The 1,070-nt window shown below is 66.0% G+C and carries 1 protein-coding gene; it reads left to right on the forward strand.

Features of this window, described 5'->3' with window-relative positions:
* A partial coding sequence (locus NFJ07_RS25540) for an IS3 family transposase (RefSeq protein WP_269998900.1) occupies positions 1-1,061 on the forward strand: 1,061 nt, incomplete at its 5' end.
* Positions 1,062-1,070: the final 9 nt, after the last annotated feature.

Below are 1,070 nucleotides of genomic sequence, written 5' to 3' on the forward strand. Positions count from 1 at the left end.
GAGCCCGGACGCCCGGAGTGGTTGATGCCAAAACCTGGAAAGACATCGTCCTGAGCTTTGCCGGGAAGCTGATGGCGGCCGGCTGGTCGGCGGTGAAGGCCTGCGCCTTGGTGGGCTTGCACCGCAACACCTGGTACCGGCACCTGAACCCTGCCGCCCGGGCCGGGATCACCGTGCCGCAGGCCGAGCGGGCCTACCCGAACCGGATCACCGCGGCCGAAGCCGAGGAGTTCATGGGACTGCTCAACTCCGAGGAATACGGCAACCTATCGGTCACCCAGGCCTACTACCGGATGCTCGACGCCGGGCACTGCTTCTTCTCGATCGCCGCGGCCCACCGGATCGTGGCGGCACACGGACAGAACGGAGACCGCCGGCCACAACGCGGCGGCACGGGCCCCAAACGGGCCACACCCGTCCTGGAAGCCACCGCCCCGAACCAGCTCTGGAGCTGGGACATCACGATGCTCCACGGTCCCGGCAAACACACCTACCGGCTCTACACCATCCTGGACGTCTTCTCCCGCAAGGTCGTCGGGCACCGCGTGGAATACACCGAAACCGCAGCCTTTGCCTCGGCGCTGATCCGGGACGCCGTGGATGGCAACAGGCAGCCCCCGGGCGTGCTTCACGCCGATAACGGGGCTCCGATGCGGGCCGGGAGCACTTTGGATCTCGCCCGGGCCCTGGGCATCACCTTGTCCTACTCCCGGCCCCGGGTCTCCGATGACAACCCGTACTCGGAATCGCTGTTCAAGACCGTGAAGTACGACCTCGAGTTCCCCGGACGGTTCCAGGACCTGCAGCACGCCCGCGGATACATGTCAGCCTTCTTCGCGGACTACAACGCCAACCACCGCCACAGCGGACTGAACTACTACACACCCGACACCGTCCACCACGGACGCACCGAGCAGGCCCGCAGGCAGCGGCAAGCAACACTCGATGCCTGCCACGCCCGCAACCCACACCGATACCGCCACAAACCCACCGCGCCGGGAGCCCCTCCGGTCGCCGGGATCAACAACAAACAAACCACCCAGCTGTCACAAACAGCTTGATATATACCG

Origin of the sequence: Arthrobacter sp. B2a2-09, from assembly GCF_027587375.1 — a bacterium.
In the GTDB taxonomy this organism is placed as follows: domain Bacteria; phylum Actinomycetota; class Actinomycetes; order Actinomycetales; family Micrococcaceae; genus Arthrobacter.